This window comes from Thermococcus sp., assembly GCF_027011145.1.
In the GTDB taxonomy this organism is placed as follows: Archaea; Methanobacteriota_B; Thermococci; order Thermococcales; family Thermococcaceae; genus Thermococcus.
The window spans coordinates 19130-34325 of the sequence record NZ_JALVAO010000056.1 but is presented as its reverse complement, the minus strand read 5'-3'; the positions used below and the strand labels follow the sequence as shown (position 1 = coordinate 34325).

The window sequence follows — 15196 nt, the reverse complement described above, 5'->3', positions numbered from 1 at the left end:
GAAATCAGCTACCAAAGTACTCCTCAACGAGTTTATCCCACTCAGGGGAGTTCATTATCTCTTTAAGGGCCGTATTAATGCCCTCGAGGAGTTTTGTATTGCCCTTCTTAACGGCTATACCGTACTTTTCACCAGTCTTTATGGTGTAAACGACCTCGACATTGTACTTCTTTGAGAACATTTTTGCAACTGGGCTGTCGAGAACAACGGCATCCACCTGACCGTTTAGGAGGGCTTCAATCGCCGCAACGTACGTAGGATACTCCTTTATCGTCGAGCTGTTGCCCAAGTGCTTTTTAACGTAGATTGCACCCGTTGTACCCTTTTCAACGCCTATCGTTTTTCCTTTGAGGTCATCTAGAGAATTGACCTTGATATTTGAACCTTTCCTAACGAGAACTGCTTGGTCGGCTTCCCAGTAGGGTATACTAAAGTCCACGACTTTTTCGCGCTCCGGTGTTATTGTCATTCCCGCTATAACAACGTCGACTTTTCCTGCCTGAAGTGCTGGAATCAAGGAGTCAAAGTCCATGTCCTTTATTTCAACCTTGTCGTATCCCATTTTCTTTGCTATCAGCTTTATTAGGGCGATATCAAACCCAGTTATCTGACCATTGCTTGCGTTTTTATACTCAAAGGGCGGAAAATCTGCACTTGTACCAACGACTAAAACCTTTTCCTGAGTTGTGCCACTGCCAATGCAACCGCTCGAGCCCACCGCTAAAAGAAGGGAAGCCACGAGCAGTAGTCCGAGATAGGAAGTCCTCCTCATGATGACCACCGCTCAAAAGTTGCAGGAGTATTTTTAAATCTTTACCTTTATCCACATGTTGAACTTTTGTTCCAAAGATTTTTCCAAAAATATCCCACGAACTTGGCATGATCTTCGGGCCTATTCCCGATTAGATTTCGACATTAACCGAAAAGCTTTTTAGTTAGAAAAACTTAAGATAAGCCGGGAAGATTTTAGTAACAATTTTTCAGGATAATCGGAAGGGGGTGATGATATGAGCGAGCTCATCCAGCAGATTGTGCAGGTTCTCAAGGAGCAGGTTGTTCAGGATACCGTCGTTCCGAGGAACATTAGGAGAGCGGCTGAGCAGGCGATAGAGGTTCTCCTCGATGAGAGCAAGGAGCCGGCCGTTAGGGCGGCCGATGCGATAGCAATCCTCGAGGAGATTAGCGAGGACCCGAACATGCCCATGCACACGAGGACGATCATCTGGGAAGTCCTTGGCGCTTTGGAGCAGGTTAAGTGAGCCTTTAGTTTTTCCGCTCATTTCCTGCTTAAATACCAGAGTTTTGCACTCTCCTCGACGAGTTCCGCCTTGTAAAACGCTTCCCTTAAGCTTTTTCCAATGGTTACTATGCCGTGCCTGGCCATCAAAACGGCATCTGCGTTTCTCAAAGCTTCCGCCGTAACTTCTGCCAGCTCCTCCGTTCCCGCGGGTCGGAAGGGAGCTATCGGGATTCTGCCGAGGTAGAGTTCCGCCTCCGGGGTTATGATTGGAAGTTCGCCTTCAAGGAGGGCTGATGCAACAATTGAATAGGGTGGATGGAGGTGGGCTATCGCTTTTACCTCGGGCCTCGCTTTATACACTGCCAGATGAAGCCTGTATTCGGAGGAGGGTTTAACTCCTGAGAGCTGGTTCCCCTTCAGGTCTATAACGGCAACCTGCTCCTCGGTCATCTCGTCCATAACAACTCCAGTTGCCTTGATAAACACGAGGTTCCCGACTCTAACGCTCAGGTTTCCGCCGAATGCGGCCGTTAAACCCCTCTCGTGGGCCTTTCTTGAGTATCGAACGAGCTGACGCTTGGCTATCCTGGTCATGTTAATCACCCTTAACCTTAACCCCGTAACCACAGTCGAGGCAGATTGCCCTCTTTCCGCGCCACATCAGTTCGCCTCCACATATCGGGCACGTGTCCAAGTTTCCGCTCTCCTTCCAGCGCTCGAAGGTCTCCTCGTCGATAACGAGGTAAATACCGTCCTTATCCTCCTCGAAGTCCCCGAGAATGGGATTGCTCTCCAGTTCGCCGGTTTCCAGGTTAACTATAACAGGCTCAACTCCTATGTTCCCCTCATACTCCAAATCGTTCGCCGGGAGGATTTCAAGGATTAGCGAGTTGAGCTTCCTGTCGTGATAGGCCATGACCTCAAGGGCATCGCTTACTTCACCGCTCGCTGGGATAATGTCAACCACAATGTTTTCCCGGGGGAAGAGCAGAGCTATCACGTCCCTGCTCCTGAACAGTGCCAGTCCCTTACCTAGATAAAGCTCCTCGAGGCCGAGTTCCTTCAGGAGGTTCCTGACTTCCTCGCCCGTGGGTAGCCTCTTGTCATTTACCATAACTCTCGCCATTCTTCTCGCTAGAGATATTGCGACTGTTATAGGCTCGCCCATTCTTTCCCACCGCAGGTATTCAAGGAGAAAAATTTATAAACCTGTCCCGGGGATAATGGTTCGGGCCACCCAGTAGGGTCCCGCGGTAGCCTAGCCTGGGAGTGGCGGCGGACTGTAGATCCGCAGGTCCCCGGTTCAAATCCGGGCCGCGGGACCACCAGAATTTTGAGCGCTTCTCGAAGTCTTTTGAACGAAATTATCCCCTGTGCTCATACTCTTACGGTTTTATCTCCAGAGAAGCAACGGTGTTCTAAACCGATTTAGAGCCTCAAGAAGAAGTAAAAAAGCTCCGGCTCACTTCATTCTCTCAAGAATAATCGCCGGGCATACCTTGAGGACGCCGTCAATCCTTCCGATTTTGTTTGAGATTATGTCCGAGAGGTCCTCGCCGTCCTTTGCCCAGACCTCGGCCATTATCATGTGGTCACCGCTCGTGAGGTAGACGTGCCTCACGAAGTCAAACTCCTTAAGCTTGCTTGCCACCTCAAAAATCTTCTCCGGTTTGGTGTCTATTCCGGTAATGCTCACGAGGTTGTAGCCGAGCTTTGCCGGGTCAACGACTATCGTGTACTGCTTTATTACCCCTGCCTCTTCCAGGGCCTTAACTCGTTTCCTCACTGCAGTCTCGCTGATACCGAGGACTTTGGCTATCTCCGTAAAGGGCGTTCTAGCGTCCTTGGTGAGCATGTCAAGTATAATCCTATCCCTTTCATCAAGCATAATCCACCACCTAAGTTCTAATTACGCACCCACCATTTATTAAGGTATCGGTCTTTTCGGTTTAGGTCTCGAACCTCTTTAATTCAACCACTGCCTCAACGTGTGGCGTATGCGGAAACATATCAAGACCAACGGCACTCTCGATTCTGTACTTATCCTTCAGGTGGGATATGTTCTCGGCGAGCGTTTTGGGGTTGCAGGAGACGTAAATAAGCCTTTCGGGTTTGTCTCTCAGTATTTTCCGAATTAGTTTTGGATGAAGGCCCGCTCTGGGCGGGTCAACAATCACGGTGTCGTAGTCTGAGAGGCTTTCCACGTCTTTATCGCTTCCAACCCTGAAGGTCGCCTCGACGTCGTTTATTCGGGCGTTTTGGTTGGCCATCTCAACGGCGAAGGGGTTGATTTCCACACCCTCAACTATAAAACCCCTCCTTGCCAAATAAACCCCAAACGTCCCAACGCCAGAGTAAAGGTCAAGAATCCTTTCACCGTTGGCGAGCTCGGCAACCTTCCTAACCAGGTTGACCGCCTGATAGCTGTTGGTCTGGAAAAAGCTGTTCGGGTGAATCAGATAAACAACGTCGTCCAGTCTTTCCCTTATGAAAGGCTCCCCCCAGAAGCGTTCTACATCGCCATAGGAAACGTCGCTCTCGCTCCTGTTGACGCTCCAGTAGAGGGAAGTAGCGAAGGGAAAGTAGTCCGGAAACGACTCCGGTAACTTTCCTTCCTTTGTTACGAGATTGACCATGACTTCGCCTGTGAACTTCCCCTCGCGAATCACGACGTACCTGAGGAAACCCTCGTTTTTTCTTATGTCGTAGGTCGTAAGGCCCTCGTCCTCGATAAACTCTCTCAGGGCTTTCAAAGCCCTTCCGCTGGTCTCCCCAAAGACGGGACATTCCCCTATGTCAACGACGTCCCACCACGTTCCGTAGCGCCTGAACCCAACACCTTTTGTCGAAATGACAGCATCAATCCTGTTCCTATGGCCGTATATTACTGGAGAGGGCATAACCTCGACATTCATGCGGAGATATCTGGAAAGTTTTGATGATTTAAAGCGGAGCTGTTCCCTATAGGGAACATGCTGGAGCAGACAACCACCGCACCTACCGAAATGGGGGCATTTAGGCTCAACCCTAAGCTCAGAGGGCTCAACGACTTTAAAATCGGTCGCTATCAACTTTTTTTTCTTTCTCCTCCATTTCCTGACTTCAACAACGTCCCCTGGCGCCGTGTATGGGACGAGTATTTCTTTCCTTCCATCCCTGAGGACTCCGAGTCCCTCGTCGCTTAGCCTCTCAATAACTCCCCTCATGGCCGGCGGTGCTCGTGAGTGCTTATAAACCTGCCCTTTGAACGTTCGCCAAAACTGTCCACGGAAAGTTTATTTAGTTCGAGAGCGTACTATTATCGGTGCCGGGTTCATGTTTGGGCGCCGTAAGGATATAGTCTATAAGGTTTTGGCAACCAAGAAGAGGGCCGTTGCCCTCCAGAATCTCAGTGCCGAGCTCGAGACACCCGCTCCGGCCCTGCTCAAAACCGTTAGGGAGCTGGAGTCTGAAGGTCTCGTTGAGGTCTTCTACGGCCGTGAGAAGGCCTCAATCATGGTGAAGGCCAAGACGCTTGAGGACTACATTTGACTTCAATCATTTTCTTTAATCAACGGAAATCGGAGACGAGCTTATGGTGTCGATAGTGATTACTGGCAGGGGTGGTGCCGGGAAGACGACGATGACGGCCAATCTCTCGACTTACCTCTCTGGAATCGGCCTCAGAACCCTCGCGATAGACGGTGACCTTTACCTTCCAAAACTCGCCTTCCACTTCGGGATATACAACCCCGTGACAAACCTCCACACCCTCCTTAAGAACGAGGAGTCAAGCCTTAAGGATTCCCTCTACCGGGACGTAAGGACCGGCGTTGATATTCTTCCCGGGAGTTCAAAGCTTTACGATGTTCTCAACATAGACCAGAGAAGGCTAAGGAAGATTGTGATGGACGTCCAGGCCAAATACGACGTTACGCTGATAGACTCCCCGGTGGGGATACCCTTCGACACAATCTCGACCTTCAGGCTTGCTCAGTATCAGCTAATCATAATCGAGGTTGAGAGGGGACCGATTCATTCCTTCCACAGGATGGTTGAGAACGAGGTCGAGAAACTGAAGGCTCTTGGCGAGGCTTATGGCCTAAAGGTTGGGGTCATCATAAACAAGGTTCGCGAAGCTGAACCGGCAATTGAAGGTATAGTGAACTTCCTCGAAGGGAGCTTCAACGTCCCGGTCGTTGGGATTATCGCCCACGACCCGGCGGTTCCAGCGAGCCAGAACGAGGGAATTCCTGTCATAGCCTTCTCCCCACACGCGAGGGCATCGAAGGACATAACCACAGCGGGAAGGGTTCTGAGCGAGTGGGTGTTCGGGAGGAGAAAAAAGAAGGGCCTCTGGGAGAGGATAAAGGAGGTCTTTCTGTCAGTCATTCACGGAGTCTCTTCTGGCGAAAAGCTCTGAGACGGTAACTAGGGGTGCAAAGGTGTAGTCCCTCAGGTTTTCCCCTGCGCCTTCCTCCCTATCAACGACGACGAGGATAGCCGATACCTTTGCCCCTTCCTTTTCAAGGACTTTCGCCGAACGGAGGACGCTTCCACCCGTCGTTGTCACGTCCTCGACGAGGAGAACCCTGTCTCCGGGCCTTACCTCACCTTCAATCTGACTCCCGGTTCCGTGGCCTTTGGGCTTCTTCCTGACGATTACGAGGGGTTTGCCCGTTTCGAGGGAAAGCGCCGTCGCTATAGGGACAGCTCCGAGCTCGGGACCCGCAACTCTGTCGAACTCAACTCCAAGCTCCTCAGCCTTCTCTTTCATCAGCTCTGCAATCAGCTTTAGAACCCCCGGGTTGGTTATGAGCTTCTTGACGTTGATGTAGTAGTCGCTCTCCTTCCCCGACGTCAGCACGAAGCGGCCGAAGAGTATAGCCTTCTCCCTGAAAAAGGCCTCGATTAGCTCGTCTCTCTTGTCCATCTACACCACCGGCTGAGGTTCATGGGCATGTTTAAAAAGGTGACGTGGGAGTTTCAGTTTAACACAATCTAGTTAAACCGAAAGACTTAAGTTACCATCGGCCAAAGTTAGTCGGTGGTAACATGGTTGGAGAACTTTTGGTAATGATTTATGCATTCATGGCCATTATCTTCGGAGTTAAGATATTTGCAAAAACTCTCTCATGGCTGGCCGAGACGGATAGGACAGTTTTTCCTTTCTCAAACCTTTCGGTAATCGGTTGGGGTGTCGTTGCCTTCATTACAGCACTTCTCTTAGAGTTTGCCGTGATGTATCCCCTCTGGGGGAGCTCGGCCATGTTTCTAGCTCTAGCGCTCTTCGTCGGTCCAATAGAGGAGGGGGCAAAGCTCCTCCCCTTTCTTTTTAGCCGGGAAAAGGACACGATGACGCGGTGGAGACTCACCCTAAAGGTGGCCCTCTTTTTTGGAATTATAGAGGCACTCATGTACTTCATATTTCTCATTTCTCGCGGTAACGTGCTCGCTGGTTTCTTTAGGATAATAATCTTGATGTTCCATGTTGCATGGACGGCAGTAGCCCTTGAAAGTGCCCTCAGAGGTTCTCTTCTTGAAGGATACCTTCGGGCTTCCCTTCTCCACAGCCTCTACGATGCACCGGTCCTCTTACTTTACTTTGGTTGGGGAATCGCTGGCATAGTTGCCCTAGGTGGGATGTGGGCAATCTTTAACCTCTACAACTCCCTTGATGGAGCATTTAGGTTCGCTATGGATTACGAAAGGAGACTCCTCGAGCGGAGAAGAGCAACTGTGGGAACACTCAATTCAAGCTCTCAAGAAGTTAGTGGGGATAAAACCGAGAAAGAAACCCAAGAGGAAAGCTGGGAAAACCTTACTTCTTCGCCTTGAACTTTTCCTGTAGCTCGTAGAGCTGGGCAATTCTGTCTATTGTATCGGCCTCCTCCGGACTTTTATCTTCCCTTAAAGCCACGAAGCGCGGGAAGCGAAGCGCGAAACCGCTCTTGTATTTGGGGCTCTTCTGTATCTCCTGATATGTGACCTCGATAACCACCTTGGGCTCAATCTCAACGAACTTGCCCTCTTCCCTCTTTATCAAGGGCTTAAGCATCTTTGTGAACTCTATTAGGTCCTCATCTGTGAATCCACTTCCGACTTTTCCAACGGGCAGAAATTCTCCACTCTGCGGATCATAAACAGCAACCAAGAAAGATCCAAGAAGATGTGCCCTTCTTCCTTCGCCCCATTCAGCGCCGATGATGACAAGGTCAAGGTTCTCCATCGTCGGCTTAATCTTCAGCCACTTCTTGCCCCTGTTTCCGGGCTCGTAAACTGCATCAAGTTTCTTTGCCATCAGTCCCTCGTGGCCAAGCTCCAAAGCCCTCTTGTAGAACTTCTCGGCCTCTTCAACCTTCTTCGTCACGAGTTGCTCAGCGAGTTTTATTTTCTCGCTTTCGTTGACGCTCTCTTCAAGCCTCTTTCTTCTCTCCCTGAAGGGCGTGTCTATGAGGCTCTCGCCTTCAATGTAGAGGATGTCAAAGAGGTTCAGCTCAAGGGGAATCTTCTCAATCATCTCCTCGATGTTGTACTTCCTTCTGAACCTTCTCAGGACGTACTGGAAGGGTCTAGGTCTACCGTTCTCGCCTACCGCGACCAGCTCCCCTTCAACTATGACCCTCGACGGCTTCAGTGAAGCTTTCACAGCCTCGACTATCTCCGGTATCGAGCGGGTAACGTTTTCAAGCCTCCTTGAATAAATTATCACGTTGTCACCGTCCCGGTGAACTTGAACCCTCGCCCCGTCGTACTTAATCTCGAAGGCCGCCTCACCCCCCATTTCGATGAGCGCATCCTTTACGCTGGCCGCGTTTTGGGCCAGCATCGGCCTTATGGGTTTTCCTATCTGTATCGTAACCTTCGCCAGTCCCTCGTTTCCTTCGAGCTTTGCAACTTTCGCCACGTAACCGAAGTCGCTCGTGAGCATGTAGGCCCTCTCTACGAGTTCTGGTTTGACTTTGAAGGCCTCCGCTATGGCGTCCCTTAGAATGCCCTCGGCAACACCTGTTCTCATCGTTCCAAGGACGGTTCTCGCTATGTACTTGCCCTCCTCGGGCTGGGCGTCCATGAAAAGGTTCGCCAGATACTTCATCTTTCTTTCCTGACTCCCCTCTCCCTGTGCTTCTGCAATCTTTACAAAGGTGTTATAAACACGCTTTATCGTTAGAGGCTGGCTGAAGAAACTCTTCTGCCTCTTCTTTTTGATTGCAAGGGCAACGCTCTCGCCCAAATCACCGGTGTCTTTGATGGAGTTCTCTATCTCTTTCTCCGGAACACCCGTTGCCATGGAAACGGCCCTTATGAGCAGTTTCTCCCCAACGCCGAGTTCCCTTTCGTCCCAGTCAGGAAAGACCTTTCCGAGAATGAGGTAGGGCACTATCTCAAGCAACTCGTCCGGTGTTTTCTTGAGGAAATCTGCGACAAACCTGGTCTTCAGCGTTTTGAGGGTGGTCTTCTCAAGCCTCCTGTAGAGTTCGGCCAGCTCGGAATACCTCATGTCACTCACTCCCACCACCAAGAAAAATACGGCGATGGGGGATAAAAGCCTAGTGGGGAGACGTTTAAATATTCTGACATCGTAAATAACTCGATGCTGGAGGAAATCGAGAGGGAAATGGAAGTGGCAGAGGAAGAACTCTCCTCAGCTTACATACTCTTCGAGCACGGAAAATACAGAGATGCAATAAGCAGGGCATACTATTCAATGTTTCACGCCGCAAGGGCACTCCTCCTGCTCAAAGGGCTCTCCCCTAAGAAGCACGCGGGCACGGTTTCGATGTTCGGGAAGCACTACGTGAAGGAGGGCCTTGTTGAGGAGTACTACGGGAAGGCCCTTACCAAGGCCTTTCAGATGAGGAGCAAGGCTGACTACAACGTGATGTATAGGCCCGAGCGGGAGGAAGCTGAGGAAGCGCTTGAACTAGCGGAGGATTTCGTTGAAAGAGCAAGGAGGCTGATGGTAGAGTGGAAGCGAAAAGGGGAGTGATGGAATTCATCGAGTATCTCAAGAGGAACTTTGGAGACAGGATTAAAGGGATCTATCTCTTCGGTTCCTATGTTAGTGGGGACTACACTGATGAAAGCGACGTTGATGTTTTGATAATCGGTGATTTGTCCCTTGATGACATCCTTGATGAGGTGTTCAGAATTCTAATGAAGCACGGCGTCCTCCTCAACGTAATAATAGAAAAACCAGAGGAATTCGAACGCTGGAAGGACACTTCCTTCCACAGGACGGTTCTATCAGAAGGAATCCGGGTCTATTAGCCCAGCCACCTTCCAACCTTCGGCTTTCCCTCGTGGATTTCCGCGACGTCGTATGGAACTTCAAGGTCCGACAGGAGGACTTTGGCACTTTCGAGTTCCTTCTCTTTGACCAGGGCGAAGAGCCCCTTTCCAAGCATTATCATCGAGCTCGGAAGTTTTAAGACCCTGTCCAGTTCCCTCGCCAGCTCGAGGAGTTCACCGCTTAACAGACCCGTTCTTTCAGAGAACTCCCTTGCAAGAACCATCATATGCTCCGCTCTCGGTTCCCGGAGAAGGCTTTCAAGGGCTTTCCTTCCCTCGGCCTCTATTGCCTTCACAACATCTCCATCGAGGATTTCCTTGGTTGAGAGTCTCCCAAGAGGAACGACGAGAACCTTGTAATCCTCAAAGAAGAGGTTATCGGTAACGCCTATTCCCGGACCGCCGGCTTTGACCCGGACCTCTATTCCTCCCGCGAGCTGGCCCACAACGTCACCGAGGCCACCTTTGTATTTCACCTCGGCTTCGTGCGCTATCTGAGAAGCCTTGAGCCACGTCCCACCGAAGGCGTAGCTCAATGCTAAAGCAGTTCCCAATGCCCCACCGGCGCTGTTACCAAAGCCGTAGCCGTTTGGGTAATCAAAATACTGCCACACCTCAACCTCGCCGATAAAATCTTCAGGGACGAGCTTTTCGACAACGGAATAGCTGATTACTGCGTTTTCTCTCTTTACGGGCTCGCCATTGAAAGCTATATGAACGTGCCTCTCAAGGGTTCCGGTTTCGATGCTGACAAAAACGTTGGTTCCCTTGTCGAGGTTGATTCCAGCACCAAGAGAGCCGGATTTGAGGGGGTCTTCTTTGAAGACTGGAAGGAAGAACGCCGTTATGTGGGCTGGGATAAATGACCTAATGAGCATCTGAACCACCAGAAAGAGTACGGGAGGACTCTTAAAAGAGTTTAGAAAAAATGAAAGAGTCAATCCTCAACCACGTAGATGGGCACTTTTCCGTGGGGAATGCCGTGCTTTTTGCCGTACCACTCGCTGAGTAGGTACCAAGCAATTACAAGTAGAACCCCTCCAATTAACAGGAGAACAACCCCGTTCCTGAGACCAAGAGCAAAGAGCAGGTAAAGGACAAGGCCAACGCTCGATGCCGTTACCGCGTAGGGTATCTGGGTCGTAACGTGGTCTATATGATCCGAACCGCTGAACATCGAGCTCATGATAGTTGTATCACTTATCGGAGAGCAGTGGTCTCCGAAGATACCCCCGGCAAAGACGGCTCCAATGCTTGCAAACACTTCTGGACCGATTTGACCGCTGATTCCGTAGGCTAAGGGTATGGCTATCGGCAGCATTATGCTAAAGGTTCCCCAGCTGGTTCCCGTTGTAAAGGATATGAACATTGAGATTAGGAATATTATCAGGGGAACCCAGCCACCGCTTATTCCTGCGCTTTTTGCAAGCTCAACTACATAGGGAGCGGTTCCAACGGCATCGGTGGCGCTTTTAATGCTCCATGCTAGCAACAGGATCGTGTTAGCTATTACCATCTGTTTCATGCCCCTGACCATGGCCTCCTCCGCTTCCTCAATTGTCATCTGTTTTGTGGCGAGAACCAATGCGAATGCAACGATGACCATGGCAAAACTTCCCCAGAGGAGCGCTAGTGCAGAATCAGCGTTTCCAAGAACTTCCCTTAGACCTCCTTTAGCGAAGGCCTCACTTCCACCTCCAGTATACCACATTCCGTAAAAGGTTACAAATATCAGCGTCAGTATGGGCCAGACGAAGAGGTGAACACTGCCCCCTTCTTTCGGCACACCAAGGTCAACCTCGGTTGTCATTAGGGGTTTCGCACCATCACGGAGAACTTTTCCAGTTGTCCTGGCGCGCATCTCAGCGTGGAGCATTGGGCCGTAGTGCCTGTGGAAGTATGCAACAAGAAACACGAGGAGTATTGCGAGAATCGAGTAGAACCTGAAGGGAACACTGTGCGCCCATGCAGCGTAAGGACCATAGCTTACGTTGAGACTTTTGAATGCGTCTCCAATAAGGCCAACCTCATATCCGATCCATGTTGAGACCATGGCTATACCTGCAACCGGTGCAGCGGTAGAATCGTCTATGTAAGCAAGCATTTCCCTAGAAACCCTCGTCCTGTCGGTTATCGGCCTCATGGTGTTTCCGACTATTATAGTGTTGGCATAGTCATCGAAGAATATAAGAACTCCTAAAAGCCAGCCCATTACGGAGGCGCCCCTGCTGGAACGAACCCTACTTGCCAGGACCCGACCAACGGCAAAGGCCCCTCCAGATTTATATATTAGCCCAACTCCAGCTCCAATCAGGAAGTCGAAGAGCAATATTTTGACGTTCCAACTGTCACTGGCGTTTTTAACGAGCCAATCTATGGTCTGAGTAGTCCCGGTTATTGGGTTCCACCCTGAAACCATAACGCCTCCAATCCAAACTCCTGCAAACAGTGCCAAGATAACCCTCTTTGTCCATATCGCAAGGATAATTGCCACCAGCGGTGGAAGTAGGGACAACACACCAAAGTCTGCCATAATCTTCACCTCCCGAGATTCAGAATCGAAAGTTATTCGATATATATAAACTTTTCTCGAACTTTTTTGTCAATAACTGGAGATATTTCGAATAACTTGAAAAAACGATGAACATTGCTGAGCATTACTCGGCTACACAGGGCAGATAGGAACCCTTAAGTACAGAACAAAGTACCGAGATGTCAAATGTCTGGGCAAAATATGGAACATTATGGAACAAAGATGAGAACAAAAATCAGAAATTAGAACACATTGTTGTTAAGACTCTTCAAAAAGAGTCGGATATTTACTTAGCATTTTCAAGAACTTTTGCCAGTTTGACGAAATCCTTCTCGAGCTCTTCCCTTATCTGGGGCCTGTAGAGGGCAGCTGCCGGATGATACATTGGCATTATGATTATCTTCCCGAAGAGGGTTCTTGCTTCAAAGGCTCTCCCGTGGATTTTGCTTATCGGTTCTGGCTTGAAGCCAAACTTCTCCAGTATGTATCTCATTGAGTATCTCCCGAGGGGGACGATTACCCTTGGCTGAATTATGTCAATCTGTCTGTCGAGGTAGGGAGCGCAGGCCTTAATTTCTTCCTCTGTTGGGTCGCGGTTTTCTGGGGGACGGCATTTGACTACATTGGTTATGTAAACCTCTTCCCTGCTGAGGCCTATCATCTCCAAAAGCTCGTCAAGAACCTTACCGGCTCTACCAACGAAAGGCAACCCCTTTTTGTCTTCCCAATACCCAGGAGCCTCCCCAACGAACATTACCTTGGCGTCGTAGCTTCCAGCCCCGGGGACGGCGTTGGTTCTTAACTTGCCAAGGGGACATTTCTGGCAGTTGCGAATCTTCTCTTCGAGCTTACGCATAAGCTCTTCCTTGCTCATAGGCATCACACAAGAGTTTTCTGGCTGAGGTAAGCTTTGAGGAACTCACTCCAAGCCGTGTAATAGCCTCTCTCGTAGTCGTCTCTGAATTCCTGTTCGGCAAGCTTCGAGTATGTATCGAGCAACTCTTTGGCCTTTTCCCTGTCTTTGCCGGAGAACAGCTGGACAATGAGAGAATCCGTATCGTTATCCTTGAGAGCGTTCATTATGCCCTCAACGGCCTTTGCGTAGCCCCTACCCCACTCGTCGTTGCCAGCTATTTTGATTAACTTTTCCAGATGACCCTTTGCTCTGCTGAAGTCCCTCCTAAGTAAGGCCCTGACGAACATTTCCATCCTCATCTCGCGAGCCGGCATTCAACCACCCCCTTCTCTTCCGAAGAAGTGCTTTTAACCTTAGCCCGATTGCCCAAATTTGTGTCATACTTATGAAGGAAAATCTTCATATTTACGCAAAAGCTTTTATACCTTCCCGTTGGATTAAGGGTAGCGGTGATGAAAAAATGGCTGAGCACGTTGGTGAGATACCAAGCGGGGAAAAGGAGTTTGAACAGCTCACGAGAAGGCTTAGGGACATTGTTGAGTTCCCTGAAATAAGTGAAGAAGAATTTGAAAACATGCTCAAAAACGCGAGCAGGGTTTACGGTGGGCCCCTTCCCCACAGGACCTACTCACTCTGTCCCGAGACGAGGCGTGTCGTTCCCGCCTTGGTATGGGAGAGTGACGGTAAGGTCTGGATAACCAAACGCTGTCCCGAGGGAATGATAACAGACCTCTACTACGAGAGCGTTGAGCAATACTACCGCTTCCAGCGCTGGAAGTACGATTTTAAGCTCAAGAGCGTGAACGTTGAAAACACCGGTGTTAACTGTCCCTTTGACTGTGGTCTCTGTGCCAGGCATCGCTCCCATACAAACCTGCTCAATATAGTTCTCACCAACCGCTGTAATCTCTCTTGCTGGTACTGCTTCTTCTACGCAAAGGAGGGCCAGCCGATTTACGAGCCGACGCTTGAGCAGATTAGGATGATGCTCCGCAACGCCAAGAAGCAGTATCCAATTGGAGCCAACGCCGTTCAGTTCACCGGCGGTGAGCCGACCCTCAGAGATGACCTCATTGAAATACTTAAGATGGCCAAGGAAGAGGGTTACGACCACGTTCAGCTCAACACGGACGGGATAAAGCTCGCCTTTGAGCCCGAACTTGTAAAGAAAATCCGAGAGGCCGGAACGAATACTCTCTACCTGAGTTATGATGGAATGACGCCACAGACCAACTGGAAAAACCACTGGGAGATTCCACTTATCTTCGAGAACGTGAGGAAGGCCGGTGGGCCGGGAATAGTTCTGGTTCCAACCACCATAAGAAATATCAACGACCACGAGCTTGGGGCGATAATCAACTTCGGTCTGAACCACCTCGATATCGTCAGGGGCGTTAACTTCCAGCCGATTTCCCTCGTCGGAAGGGTTCCGAAAAAGGAGCGCCAGCGCTTCAGGATAACGATTCCGGGAGCCATAAAGAGGATTGAAGAACAGACCAACGGCGTCATAGAGATGAACGACTGGTACCCGATTCCGATAGCGGGCCACATAGCGCGCTTCTTCGAGGCATTCACTGGTTCGCGCTACTACATGACGAGCCACTACTGCTGTGGCGCGGCAACGTACATCTTCCTCGACAGGGAACACAAGAGGGTCATTCCGATAAGCCGGTTCCTTGACGTTGAGGGCTTCGTTGAGTACCTCGAGGAGAAGGCCGAGGAGATAGAGCAGTGGAAGAAGCTCGGCAAGCTCCAGAAGCTCAAATTGGGAGCTGAGATATTCCTCAAGTTCAGGAGCTTCTACGACGACAGGTACGCTCCAAAGGGTCTCAAGGTCCTTGACCTCATAAAGAACGCCTTCATGCACGGCAACTACGACGCCCTCGGCAAGTTCCACGAGAACGCACTCTTCATCGGAATGATGCACTTCATGGACGAGTACAACTACGATGTGGAAAGGGTGGAGCGCTGTGTAATTCACTACGCGATGCCCGACGGAAGGGTGGTGCCATTCTGTACCTTCAACGTGATTCCAGAGCTCTACAGGGACAAGGTCCAGGCCCAGTTCAGCTACAGCTGGGAGGAGTGGAAGAAACTCCACCCTGACTGGGACTACTGGAGCGACAAGTACTTCCGCTCGAAGGAGTTCGTCGAGAAGATGAAGAAGAGCGAGCTCTACAGGAAGACTTACATTGACATCGAGGACTACTTTGGGACGATAAAGACGAAGGTGTGA

The 15196-nt window shown here is 50.2% G+C and carries 18 protein-coding genes and 1 tRNA gene; 8 read left to right on the top strand and 11 right to left on the bottom strand.

Annotated features, from left to right (window positions below; all coding sequences use genetic code 11):
• Positions 1-4 precede the first annotated feature (4 nt).
• Positions 5-772 carry a basic amino acid ABC transporter substrate-binding protein gene (locus tag MVG27_RS07200; protein ID WP_297549461.1) on the bottom strand — a complete coding sequence of 256 codons (768 nt, stop codon included), beginning with the start codon at positions 770-772 and terminating at the stop codon, positions 5-7.
• Between the two features lie 235 nt (positions 773-1007).
• Here MVG27_RS07200 and MVG27_RS07195 point away from each other — a divergent pair, with 235 nt between their 5' ends.
• On the top strand, positions 1008-1259 hold the full coding sequence (locus tag MVG27_RS07195) for a UPF0147 family protein (protein WP_014122777.1): 252 nt from the start codon (positions 1008-1010) through the stop codon (positions 1257-1259).
• 17 nt (positions 1260-1276) lie between these two features.
• On the opposite strand, the gene MVG27_RS07190 is transcribed toward MVG27_RS07195, so the two are convergent.
• Together MVG27_RS07190 and MVG27_RS07185 are read right to left on the bottom strand one after the other, a co-directional pair.
• A complete protein-coding gene (locus MVG27_RS07190) occupies positions 1277-1834 on the bottom strand; it encodes an aldolase (RefSeq protein ID WP_297549420.1) in 558 nt (185 codons plus the stop codon).
• Position 1835: 1 nt separating this feature from the next.
• Complete coding sequence (locus tag MVG27_RS07185; protein ID WP_297549422.1) at positions 1836-2408, bottom strand: hypothetical protein; 573 nt, start codon at positions 2406-2408, stop codon at positions 1836-1838.
• Between the two features lie 79 nt (positions 2409-2487).
• Between MVG27_RS07185 and MVG27_RS07180 the strand changes: the two genes are divergently transcribed.
• Positions 2488-2565, top strand: a tRNA-Tyr gene (locus MVG27_RS07180).
• A gap of 137 nt (positions 2566-2702) precedes the next feature.
• On the opposite strand, the gene lrpA is transcribed toward MVG27_RS07180, so the two are convergent.
• Together lrpA and rlmD are read right to left on the bottom strand one after the other, a co-directional pair.
• Entirely contained in the window at positions 2703-3128 is a 426-nt protein-coding gene (lrpA, locus tag MVG27_RS07175; protein WP_297063538.1) for an HTH-type transcriptional regulator LrpA, read from the bottom strand.
• 61 nt (positions 3129-3189) lie between these two features.
• On the bottom strand, positions 3190-4446 hold the full coding sequence (gene rlmD, locus MVG27_RS07170; protein ID WP_297549425.1) for a 23S rRNA (uracil(1939)-C(5))-methyltransferase RlmD: 1257 nt from the start codon (positions 4444-4446) through the stop codon (positions 3190-3192).
• Between the two features lie 109 nt (positions 4447-4555).
• Here rlmD and MVG27_RS07165 point away from each other — a divergent pair, with 109 nt between their 5' ends.
• Both MVG27_RS07165 and MVG27_RS07160 read left to right on the top strand, forming a co-directional pair.
• Positions 4556-4771, top strand: a complete 216-nt coding sequence (locus tag MVG27_RS07165) for an ArsR family transcriptional regulator (protein WP_297064809.1) — start codon at positions 4556-4558, stop codon at positions 4769-4771.
• A 43-nt stretch (positions 4772-4814) separates the two neighbouring features.
• The gene (locus MVG27_RS07160) at positions 4815-5642 is read left to right on the top strand and encodes a MinD/ParA family protein (RefSeq protein WP_297549427.1); all 828 of its coding nucleotides are present in this window, start codon (positions 4815-4817) and stop codon (positions 5640-5642) included.
• Here the strand turns inward: MVG27_RS07160 and pyrE are convergent.
• Entirely contained in the window at positions 5604-6152 is a 549-nt protein-coding gene (gene pyrE, locus MVG27_RS07155) for an orotate phosphoribosyltransferase (protein WP_297556436.1), read from the bottom strand. The genes MVG27_RS07160 and pyrE overlap by 39 nt on opposite strands.
• 122 nt (positions 6153-6274) lie before the next feature.
• Between pyrE and MVG27_RS07150 the strand changes: the two genes are divergently transcribed.
• Complete coding sequence (locus MVG27_RS07150; protein WP_297549432.1) at positions 6275-7057, top strand: hypothetical protein; 783 nt, start codon at positions 6275-6277, stop codon at positions 7055-7057.
• On the opposite strand, the gene MVG27_RS07145 is transcribed toward MVG27_RS07150, so the two are convergent.
• Entirely contained in the window at positions 7041-8720 is a 1680-nt protein-coding gene (locus MVG27_RS07145; protein ID WP_297556440.1) for an ATP-dependent DNA ligase, read from the bottom strand. The two genes, MVG27_RS07150 and MVG27_RS07145, sit on opposite strands and share 17 nt — an antisense overlap.
• A 93-nt stretch (positions 8721-8813) precedes the next feature.
• Here MVG27_RS07145 and MVG27_RS07140 point away from each other — a divergent pair, with 93 nt between their 5' ends.
• A complete protein-coding gene (locus MVG27_RS07140; RefSeq protein WP_297556433.1) occupies positions 8814-9209 on the top strand; it encodes a HEPN domain-containing protein in 396 nt (131 codons plus the stop codon).
• Positions 9209-9490: a nucleotidyltransferase domain-containing protein gene (locus MVG27_RS07135; protein ID WP_297549435.1), complete on the top strand. Its 282-nt coding sequence runs from the start codon at positions 9209-9211 to the stop codon at positions 9488-9490. Before MVG27_RS07140 ends, MVG27_RS07135 begins: the two co-directional genes overlap by 1 nt.
• Here MVG27_RS07135 and MVG27_RS07130 read toward each other — a convergent pair.
• From MVG27_RS07130 to MVG27_RS07115, 4 genes are all read right to left on the bottom strand, one after another.
• The gene (locus tag MVG27_RS07130; protein ID WP_297549464.1) at positions 9487-10389 is read right to left on the bottom strand and encodes a pantoate kinase; all 903 of its coding nucleotides are present in this window, start codon (positions 10387-10389) and stop codon (positions 9487-9489) included. The two genes, MVG27_RS07135 and MVG27_RS07130, sit on opposite strands and share 4 nt — an antisense overlap.
• A 59-nt stretch (positions 10390-10448) precedes the next feature.
• The gene (locus MVG27_RS07125) at positions 10449-12044 is read right to left on the bottom strand and encodes a Na+/H+ antiporter NhaC family protein (protein ID WP_297549438.1); all 1596 of its coding nucleotides are present in this window, start codon (positions 12042-12044) and stop codon (positions 10449-10451) included.
• A 286-nt stretch (positions 12045-12330) separates the two neighbouring features.
• On the bottom strand, positions 12331-12918 hold the full coding sequence (gene udg, locus MVG27_RS07120; protein ID WP_297549466.1) for a type-4 uracil-DNA glycosylase: 588 nt from the start codon (positions 12916-12918) through the stop codon (positions 12331-12333).
• 5 nt (positions 12919-12923) lie between these two features.
• Positions 12924-13274, bottom strand: a complete 351-nt coding sequence (locus MVG27_RS07115) for a hypothetical protein (RefSeq protein ID WP_297549440.1) — start codon at positions 13272-13274, stop codon at positions 12924-12926.
• A 146-nt stretch (positions 13275-13420) separates the two neighbouring features.
• Here MVG27_RS07115 and tes point away from each other — a divergent pair, with 146 nt between their 5' ends.
• Positions 13421-15196 carry a tetraether lipid synthase Tes gene (tes, locus tag MVG27_RS07110; protein ID WP_297549442.1) on the top strand — a complete coding sequence of 592 codons (1776 nt, stop codon included), beginning with the start codon at positions 13421-13423 and terminating at the stop codon, positions 15194-15196.

Excerpts from the sequence above, each read along its gene's own strand:
- MVG27_RS07200 (WP_297549461.1), bottom strand. The coding sequence starts at position 772 with ATGAGGAGGACTTCCTATCTCGGACTACTGCTCGTGGCTTCCCTTCTT.
- MVG27_RS07195 (WP_014122777.1), top strand. The coding sequence starts at position 1,008 with ATGAGCGAGCTCATCCAGCAGATTGTGCAGGTTCTCAAGGAGCAGGTT.
- MVG27_RS07190 (WP_297549420.1), bottom strand. The coding sequence starts at position 1,834 with ATGACCAGGATAGCCAAGCGTCAGCTCGTTCGATACTCAAGAAAGGCC.
- MVG27_RS07185 (WP_297549422.1), bottom strand. The coding sequence starts at position 2,408 with ATGGGCGAGCCTATAACAGTCGCAATATCTCTAGCGAGAAGAATGGCG.
- lrpA (WP_297063538.1), bottom strand. The coding sequence starts at position 3,128 with ATGCTTGATGAAAGGGATAGGATTATACTTGACATGCTCACCAAGGAC.
- rlmD (WP_297549425.1), bottom strand. The coding sequence starts at position 4,446 with ATGAGGGGAGTTATTGAGAGGCTAAGCGACGAGGGACTCGGAGTCCTC.
- MVG27_RS07165 (WP_297064809.1), top strand. The coding sequence starts at position 4,556 with ATGTTTGGGCGCCGTAAGGATATAGTCTATAAGGTTTTGGCAACCAAG.
- MVG27_RS07160 (WP_297549427.1), top strand. The coding sequence starts at position 4,815 with ATGGTGTCGATAGTGATTACTGGCAGGGGTGGTGCCGGGAAGACGACG.
- pyrE (WP_297556436.1), bottom strand. The coding sequence starts at position 6,152 with ATGGACAAGAGAGACGAGCTAATCGAGGCCTTTTTCAGGGAGAAGGCT.
- MVG27_RS07150 (WP_297549432.1), top strand. The coding sequence starts at position 6,275 with ATGGTTGGAGAACTTTTGGTAATGATTTATGCATTCATGGCCATTATC.
- MVG27_RS07145 (WP_297556440.1), bottom strand. The coding sequence starts at position 8,720 with ATGAGGTATTCCGAGCTGGCCGAACTCTACAGGAGGCTTGAGAAGACC.
- MVG27_RS07140 (WP_297556433.1), top strand. The coding sequence starts at position 8,814 with ATGCTGGAGGAAATCGAGAGGGAAATGGAAGTGGCAGAGGAAGAACTC.
- MVG27_RS07135 (WP_297549435.1), top strand. The coding sequence starts at position 9,209 with ATGGAATTCATCGAGTATCTCAAGAGGAACTTTGGAGACAGGATTAAA.
- MVG27_RS07130 (WP_297549464.1), bottom strand. The coding sequence starts at position 10,389 with ATGCTCATTAGGTCATTTATCCCAGCCCACATAACGGCGTTCTTCCTT.
- MVG27_RS07125 (WP_297549438.1), bottom strand. The coding sequence starts at position 12,044 with ATGGCAGACTTTGGTGTGTTGTCCCTACTTCCACCGCTGGTGGCAATT.
- udg (WP_297549466.1), bottom strand. The coding sequence starts at position 12,918 with ATGAGCAAGGAAGAGCTTATGCGTAAGCTCGAAGAGAAGATTCGCAAC.
- MVG27_RS07115 (WP_297549440.1), bottom strand. The coding sequence starts at position 13,274 with ATGCCGGCTCGCGAGATGAGGATGGAAATGTTCGTCAGGGCCTTACTT.
- tes (WP_297549442.1), top strand. The coding sequence starts at position 13,421 with ATGGCTGAGCACGTTGGTGAGATACCAAGCGGGGAAAAGGAGTTTGAA.